Source organism: Ramlibacter sp. (assembly GCF_035706265.1).
Taxonomy (GTDB): domain Bacteria; phylum Pseudomonadota; class Gammaproteobacteria; order Burkholderiales; family Burkholderiaceae_C; genus Ramlibacter.
The window spans coordinates 1-7,625 of record NZ_DASSVG010000217.1; the positions used below are offsets into that span (position 1 = coordinate 1).

The following is a 7,625-nucleotide window of genomic DNA, read 5'->3' on the forward strand; positions in this document are numbered from 1 at the left end:
GCGGAAGGAGAGGTAGACGCCCAGCGCGACCAGCCCGAAGATGAGGCCGATCTCGAGGGCGCCCAGCGAAGCGATGAGCGACATGGTGGAGGCGCCCTCTTCTTACTTGACGACGACCTTCGCCGACTTGACCAGTTCCTCCGGCAAGGTCACGCCCTGCTTGAGGGCCGCCGCCGGGTTCACGTGCAGTTCGAAGGTGTTGCTGGTCTGCGAGGCGATGGCGCCTGGGGCCTCGCCCTTGAGGATGCGCACCACGATCCTGCCGGTCTGGTGGCCGATGTCGTAGTAGTTCAGGCCCAGCGCTGCCACGGCGCCGCGCTTCACGCCGTCGGTGTCGGCGGCGACCACGGGGATCTTCGCCTGCTGCGCCACCTTGACGATGCCCTCGAAGGCCGACATCACGTTGTTGTCGGTGGGCGCGTAGATCACGTCGACCTTGCCGACCAGGCTTTGCGCGGCACTCGCCACATCGACGGTGCGCGCCGCGGCGCCTTCCACCAGCGTCAGGCCGGCCGCCGGCACGGCCTTCTTGAGCGCATCCACGATGGCCACGGAATTCGCTTCGCCGGGGCTGTAGATCACGCCCACGCGCCTGGCGTTGGGAACGACGCGTTTGACCAGTTCGAGGTGCTTGTCCAGCGGCGAGGCGTCGGACACGCCGGTGACGTTGGTGCCCGAGGCCTCCCAGGTCTTGACCAGCTTGGCCGCGACGGGGTCCGTCACGGCGCTGTAGACGACCGGGATGTCCTTGCTGGCGGCGACGACGGCCTGCGCCGAGGGCGTGGCGATGGCCACGATCACGTCGGGCCTCGCGCCGGCGAACTTGCGCGCGATCTGGGCGGCCGTGCCGTTGTTGCCTTGCGCGGACTGGTACTCGAACTTCAGGTTCCTGCCGGCTTCGAAGCCGGCGGCCTTGAGTTCGTCCCGCACGCCGTCACGCACGGCGTCGAGCGCCTTGTGCTCGACGATCGCCGTGACCGCCACCGATTTCTCGGCGGCGAAGCCGGGCCCGGCGGCCATGGCGGCAGCCGAAGCGGCAATGAGGGCGAGGGAGGAACGCAGGAAAGAATGTTGCACGTTGGGATCCTTGTGGGAGGAAAGGGTCGGCACGGGTAGCGGTGGAGCAGCGGCGTCGGGAGGCCAGATCGCTTTGATCTGCGTCAAGGAAGCGCGCTTTCCAGGGCCGGAAGTGTGAACTTCCGACCGAAAAATCGGCTTTCATCCGGCGCTAGGGTGAACCCTGGAACGCGCAATATCATTTCGTTCCCTCCGGAAACGAGGAGACGAACTTGCAGACGATCGAGATCGATCGCGTCGACCGGAAGATCCTGGCCTTCCTGCAGGAGAACGGCCGCGCATCCAACCTGGAGCTGGCCGAGGCCGCGGGCCTGTCGCCCGCGCAGTGCCATCGGCGGCACCGGCGGCTGGAGGAGATGGGCCTGATCGCGCGCTACGAGACGCGGCTCGCCCCGGCCCGGCTGGACCTGAACGTGGTGGCCTTCATCCTCGTCTCCATGGAGAAGGGCCACATCCGCGACCTGTCGAAGTTCACCGGGCTCGTGCTGCAGATGCCCGAAGTGCTCGAGTGCTACGCGATCACGGGCGACTTCGACTTCGTGGTCAAGGTCATCGCGCGCGACCTCAAGGGCCTGTCGAACCTGCTGATCGACAAGGTGATGCGCATGCCGGGCGTCGACGGCGTGCGCTCCATCGTCTGCCTGGAGGAATTCAAGTGCACCAGCTCGCTGCCCTTGCCCGAATGAGGCTCAGACGAGGCTGACGTTCGACTTGAAAGGCCGCATGACGAAGCTGGTGCGACAGTCCTGCACGCTGGGGTGCTTGAGCAGCGTGTCCATGACGAAGCGCGTGTAGTGGTCCATGTCCGTCACCAGCACCTTCAGCAGCAAGTCCATCTCGCCGGTGAGGGACACGCACTCCACCACCTCGGGCCAGGTCTGCACGGCGGCGGAGAACAGGTCCATCGGGTTGCGCTTGTCGCCTTCGCCCTGCTTGGCCATGCGCACGTTGATGTAGGCGGTGAGGCCCAGGCCGACCCTGCGGGCGCGCACCAGGGCGATGTAGCCGGCGATCACCCCGGCCTCCTCCAGCCGCTTGACCCGGCGCAGGGTGGCCGAGGCCGACAGGCCCACCTTGCCGCCCAGCTCCTCATAGGAGAGGCGCCCGTTGGACTGCAGAGCAGCAAGGATGCGCTGGTCCAGCGCATCCAGCTCCATCGGCTCATTCATTTCACGATTCTTGCACGGATCGTGCGCGCAACCCGCGATCGGGGCCGCATTTCGCACGAACCCTGCGACCCTCCGGGCCTAAAGTGAAGCCACACCGACCCCTGCCCGGAGCAAGAGACATGGCCGACCTGTTCGACAACCCCATGGGCCTGTGCGGATTCGAGTTCGTCGAATTCGCCTCGCCCACCCCCAACGTGCTGGAGCCCCTGTTCGAGAAGATGGGCTTCACGCTGGTGGCGAAGCACCGTTCCAAGGACGTGCTGCTGTACCGCCAGGGCGACATCAACTTCATCGTCAACCGCGAGCCGAAAAGCTTCGCCGGCTACTTCGCGGCGGAGCACGGGCCGTCGGCCTGCGCGCTGGCCTTCCGCGTGCGTGACTCGCACAAGGCCTACAACCGGGCGCTGGAACTCGGCGCGCAACCGGTCGAGATCCCCACCGGGCCGATGGAGCTGCGCCTGCCCGCCATCAAGGGCATCGGCGGCGCGCCGCTGTACCTGATCGACCGCTTCGAGGACGGCAAGTCGATCTACGACATCGACTTCGAGTGGCTGCCCGGCGTCGAGCGCCATCCCAAGGGCGTGGGCCTGAAGGTGGTGGACCACCTCACGCACAACGTCTACCGCGGCCGCATGGCGCACTGGGCGGCCTTCTACGAGAAGCTGTTCAACTTCCGCGAGATCCGCTACTTCGACATCAAGGGCGAATACACCGGCCTCACGTCCAAGGCGATGACGGCCCCTGACGGCCTGATCCGCATCCCGCTGAACGAGGAAGCCGGCAAGACCTCGGGCCAGATCGAGGAGTTCCTGATGAAGTTCAGCGGCGAAGGCATCCAGCACGTCGCCCTGCTGACGGACAACCTGATCGAGACGGTCGACCAGTTGCAGATGGCCGGCGTGCCGCTGATGACGGCGCCCAACGACATCTACTACGAGATGCTGGAAGAGCGCCTGCCCGGACACGGCCAGCCGGTGCCCGAACTGCAGGCGCGCGGCATCCTGCTCGATGGCGATACCTCGGGCGGGCAGAAGCGCCTGCTGCTGCAGATCTTCAGCGAGACGCTGCTCGGGCCGGTGTTCTTCGAGTTCATCCAGCGCGAAGGCGACGAGGGCTGCGGCAACGGCAACTTCAAGGCGCTCTTCGAGTCGCTGGAACGTGACCAGATCCGCCGCGGCGTGCTGCAGGTGCAAGAGAAGGAAACCGCGTGACGCCCCAGCCTCCGAGGAAACTCGAGCGCGCAGAGGCGGCCGGGCTCCTGCGCCAGTTGCCTTCGTGGAAATTCAACGAGGAGCGCGGGGGAACGATCACCCGCGAATTCCTGTTCCACGACTTTGCCCAGGCCTTCGGCTTCATGAGCCAGGTGGCCGTGCTGGCGGAAAAGCGGAACCACCACCCGGAGTGGTTCAACGTCTACAACCGAGTGGCCGTCACGCTCACGACGCACGACGTCGGCGGCCTCTCGACCAACGACATCGGCATGGCGCTCCTGATGGACCGCATCGCGGCGGCCCTGGCCAGCCAGGTGCAGTGAGCCGGAGGCAAGAGGCATGTTGAACCAGCTGAAGGACAGCGAGAAGCACGGCCTCGCGGCCGGCGCGCAGCAAGCCCCGGCGCGCGCCGACTGGACCATCCCGCAGGGATGGGAAAGCTACACCGCGGAGGAACACGCAGTGTGGAGGACGCTCTTCGAACGACAGAGCCGCCTTCTCCCCGGCCGCGCCTGCGACGCGTTCGTGCAGGGCATGCAGGACCTGCCGATCGGCCCCGAGCAGATCCCGAACTTCGAGCAGCTCTCGGACATCCTGGTGAAGCGCACGGGCTGGCAGGTGGTGGCCGTCCCGGGCCTGGTGCCGGACGACGTGTTCTTCGAGCACCTGGCCAACCGCCGGTTTCCCGCGGGCCACTTCATCCGCAAGCCGCACGAGCTGGACTACCTGGAGGAGCCGGACGTCTTCCACGACGTGTTCGGGCACGTCCCCATGCTGATGAACCCGGTGATCGCCGACTACATCCAGGCCTATGGGGAAGGCGGCCTGCGCGCCAAGCGCCTGCGCGTGCTGGAGAAGCTCGCACGCGTCTACTGGTACACCGTGGAGTTCGGGCTGGTGAAGCAGGCGGACGGCCTGCGGATCTACGGCGCGGGCATCGCCTCCTCGGCCACGGAGACAGTCTTCTCGGTCGAGGACGCGTCGCCGAACCGGATCGGTTTCGACCTGGAGCGGGTGATGCGCACGCGCTACCGCATCGACGACTTCCAGGAGACCTACTTCGTGCTGGAGCATCTCGACGACCTGCTCGAGCTGGCGCGCATCGACTTCGCTCCCCGCTACGAGCGCGTCGCCGGCGCGCCCGAATTCGAGCCGGGCGACGTGCTGCCCACCGACGCCGTGGTCACGCGCGGCACGGGCCGCTACCATGCGGCCAGGCGCGAAGGAGTCACGGCATGACGAAGACGGTCTTCATCACCGGTGCCGCCGGGCACCTGGGTCGCGCGGTTGCCGCCGCATTCCGGCAGCGCGGCGCGCGCCTCGTGCTCGCCGACCGGCAGCAGGCGCTGCTCCAGGCTTTCTCCGAGGGCGCCGAGGCCCTGCTGCTGCCGCTGGACCTGCTCGATCGCGAACAGGTGCACGCCGGTGTGCAGCAAGCCCTGGCGCGCTTCGGCGGGATCGACGTCTGCTGCCACATCGCGGGCGGCTTTCGCATGGGCGAGGCCGTGCATGAAACGTCCGCGGCGACCTGGGACTTCCTCATGGACCTCAACGCGCGCACGCTGGTGCATGTGGCGAGCGCCGTCGTGCCCGGCATGTGCGAGCGCGGCAGCGGCAGGATCGTGACGGTCGGCGCTGCGGCAGCGGCGCGCGGCGCGGCGCACATGGGTGCGTACTCCGCATCCAAGAGCGCGCTGATCCGCCTGACCGAGGCGATGTCCGCCGAACTGAAGGACAAGGGCATCAACGTCAACTGCGTCCTGCCTTCGATCATCGACACCCCGGACAACCGTGCGGACATGCCCGACGCGGATGCGAGCCGCTGGGTCGCGCCGGAAGCGCTGGCGGATGTGATCGCCTTCCTCGGCTCCGATGCCGCGCGGGCGATTCATGGCGCAGCCATTCCGGTGACCGGGCGGGTCTAGGCCAAGCGCGTCTTCATCGGGCCTACGGCACCAGGCTCGCGGCCTGGCGCAGCAGGCCCTGCAGTTCCGGCCCGAACTTGAAGGCCTGGCCGAAATCCGCCAGCCCGTAGCGGGGCTGCGTCCGCCGGATGGCGGCGGCCAGCGCCTTCGCTTCCTCCGTGCGGCCCGCCATTGCCAGGCAGAACACCGCGATCGCGCGGATGTGCACGTGCGCGTTGGGGCGCGCCGCCGAACGCAGCGCCCAGTCGGCCGCTTCCTCGCAGCGGCCCAGGCGCAGCAGGGCCAGCGCGCGCGAGGCCAGCATTCCGAACAGCAACGGGTCCATGGGGCTGAGCGCCCGGGCCTGGTCGACTTCGGCGATCGCGCTCTCCGCGTCGCCCGACTGCGCCTGCACGAAGCCCAGCGTGTAGTGGCCCAGGGCGAAGTTGGGGCTGAGGTCGATCGCCGACTGCAATTCGCGCACGGCCTCGTCCTCGCGGTCCATCAGCCACAGCGCCCGGCCCAGCGCCCAGTGCGAGGCCGGATCGTGCGCGTCGGCCATCACGCCTTCGGCCGCGGCCGCATAGGCCTGCTGGATCGCGCTCGCGCGTTCGCGCCAGCCGAGGAAGGCGTCCTGGAAGTGGGTGAAGGACAGGCCCGCATGCGGCCGCGAGAAGGTCGGGTCCAGCCGCACCGCGGTACGGAAGAACTGGCGCGCCTGTTCGTTGTCTTCGCGGTCGAAGCGGAACATGTGCCACAGCCCGCGGTGGTGGGCCTCCCAGGCGTCGAGGCAGTTCGGGTTCTTGAGGATCGCCCGGTTGCGTTCGGCCGCCTCGATCTGGTTGGCGATCGCGGTCACGATCCGGTTGCCGATCTCTTCGAGCACCAGGAAGGTGTCGTCGCGTCCGGCGGAAAACTCCTCGGCCCAGAGCACCTGACCGCTGCGCGTCTGCGTCAGCTGCACGCTCACGACGAGATGTCCGTCCGGGCCGCGCCGCAGCCAGCCGCTCGCGATGTAGTCGACGTCGAGGCGTCGGCCGGCGTCTTCAGAATCCACGTGCCGCTCGGCCAGCGTCGCCATGGTGCCCTCGGCAATCACGAACACGCTGCGCAGCCTTGCGAGCCGCAGCGTCACGTCGCGCGCCAGGCCGTCGCCGAGGCCGCCGCGCAGCGCCCCGCCCGGCGTGCGATCGGCGAAGGGCATCACGGCGATCGAGGCGCGGCGGGTGGGGGCGAGCGCGGGTTCGGGCGGTGCTGCCGGTGCCGTCATGACGACACCGGGCGTGGCGGCGATCGCGTGGCGTGACCGGGCCGCGCGCCAGGCGTGCGCGAGCGGGCCCCAGTCCTGCCCTTCGGCCTCGAAGCGGCGCCCCGCGGCCGCGAGGTGCTCCTCCGCTTCGCGCAGACGACCGCGCGCGGCCAATGCGTCGAGCAAGCACTCGTGGGCTCGCCGATCGAACGGGGCGAGCGCGAGCCAGCGTTCCAGGGCTTCGATGGCCATATCGCTGCCAACCGGCAGCGACCGCGCCCAGTGCTCCAGCACCGCGGCGTGCGCGGCGCGCAGGCGACGGCGCTCGCCGGCGAGCCAGCCCGAGAAGGCGGGACTGCGCGGCACTTCCAGGCCTTCGAGCAACTCGCCACGCTGCAGCAGCGCGGCCAGCGCTTCCAGCTCCGTGACCGCCAGAGTCGCCACGCCGCGTTGCAGCATGTGGATCACCGTGCGCGCGTCGATGTCGCCGTCCGCCAAGTCGAGCGCCACGGAATCGCCGGAGGCGATCACGCGCGGGCGATCCGCCTCGTCCAGAACCGCGCGCAGCTTGCTCAGGCACCAGCGCAGCTCGCCGCGCGGATCCCCGGGCAGGTCCCACAGCAGTTCGCAGAGATGGCTGCGCGTCGTGCCGCGGGCGGCCAGCGCCAGGTAGGCGAGCAGCGCGCGCACCTTGCGCGAGGGCGGCAGGGCGACGGCCATGCCGGCGCGGCTGAGCGTCATGGGGCCGAGCAGCCGCAGGGCCACCCCGGGCCCCGGCGGCCCGTCGCCTTGCCCCTGCGTCCCGGTTTCCACGCCAATTTCCACGCTGGTCCCCACGGCGGCATCCACACTCTGGGCGGACAGTGGCCTTCCACCGCAACTTTCCTGGAGCAAGCACCATGGATGCAGCCGCCGCCCCCGACTTCGCCGCCATCAAGACCCGCCAGAAGGCCGCCTGGGCTTCGGGCGACTATGCCGTCATCGGTACCACCTTGCAAATCGTCGGCGAAACGCT

Annotated in this window: 8 protein-coding genes and 1 pseudogene; 6 read left to right on the plus strand and 3 right to left on the minus strand. The window is 68.8% G+C overall.

The genetic code is table 11. The annotated features are described in order from the left end of the window. Nucleotides 1–102: 102 nt before the first annotated feature. A complete protein-coding gene (locus tag VFM98_RS08125; protein WP_325109415.1) occupies nucleotides 103–1,020 on the minus strand; it encodes an ABC transporter substrate-binding protein in 918 nt (305 codons plus the stop codon). 269 nt (nucleotides 1,021–1,289) lie between these two features. Between VFM98_RS08125 and VFM98_RS08130 the strand changes: the two genes are divergently transcribed. Next, nucleotides 1,290–1,763 (plus strand): Lrp/AsnC family transcriptional regulator, encoded by a 474-nt coding sequence (locus VFM98_RS08130; RefSeq protein WP_325109408.1) that lies wholly within the window; start codon nucleotides 1,290–1,292, stop codon nucleotides 1,761–1,763. A gap of 3 nt (nucleotides 1,764–1,766) precedes the next feature. On the opposite strand, the gene VFM98_RS08135 is transcribed toward VFM98_RS08130, so the two are convergent. Further along, entirely contained in the window at nucleotides 1,767–2,246 is a 480-nt protein-coding gene (locus VFM98_RS08135; RefSeq protein WP_325109409.1) for an Lrp/AsnC family transcriptional regulator, read from the minus strand. Nucleotides 2,247–2,365: 119 nt separating this feature from the next. Here VFM98_RS08135 and hppD point away from each other — a divergent pair, with 119 nt between their 5' ends. Genes hppD through VFM98_RS08155 form a run of 4 tightly spaced genes read left to right on the plus strand, consistent with a single transcriptional unit; the run spans nucleotide 2,366 to nucleotide 5,382 of the window. Next, a complete protein-coding gene (gene hppD / locus VFM98_RS08140; RefSeq protein ID WP_325109410.1) occupies nucleotides 2,366–3,457 on the plus strand; it encodes a 4-hydroxyphenylpyruvate dioxygenase in 1,092 nt (363 codons plus the stop codon). Next, complete coding sequence (locus VFM98_RS08145; RefSeq protein WP_325109411.1) at nucleotides 3,454–3,780, plus strand: 4a-hydroxytetrahydrobiopterin dehydratase; 327 nt, start codon at nucleotides 3,454–3,456, stop codon at nucleotides 3,778–3,780. The genes hppD and VFM98_RS08145 overlap by 4 nt, the downstream gene beginning before the upstream one ends. Before the next feature lie 16 nt (nucleotides 3,781–3,796). Beyond that, nucleotides 3,797–4,696, plus strand: a complete 900-nt coding sequence (gene phhA / locus VFM98_RS08150) for a phenylalanine 4-monooxygenase (RefSeq protein ID WP_325109412.1) — start codon at nucleotides 3,797–3,799, stop codon at nucleotides 4,694–4,696. After that, nucleotides 4,693–5,382 carry an SDR family oxidoreductase gene (locus VFM98_RS08155; protein ID WP_325109413.1) on the plus strand — a complete coding sequence of 230 codons (690 nt, stop codon included), beginning with the start codon at nucleotides 4,693–4,695 and terminating at the stop codon, nucleotides 5,380–5,382. Before phhA ends, VFM98_RS08155 begins: the two co-directional genes overlap by 4 nt. Before the next feature lie 22 nt (nucleotides 5,383–5,404). Here VFM98_RS08155 and VFM98_RS08160 read toward each other — a convergent pair whose 3' ends face one another. Further along, the gene (locus VFM98_RS08160; RefSeq protein WP_325109414.1) at nucleotides 5,405–7,423 is read right to left on the minus strand and encodes a transcriptional regulator; all 2,019 of its coding nucleotides are present in this window, start codon (nucleotides 7,421–7,423) and stop codon (nucleotides 5,405–5,407) included. An 86-nt stretch (nucleotides 7,424–7,509) separates the two neighbouring features. Here VFM98_RS08160 and VFM98_RS08165 point away from each other — a divergent pair. After that, nucleotides 7,510–7,625, plus strand: a pseudogene (locus VFM98_RS08165) (SAM-dependent methyltransferase); the annotation flags it as partial.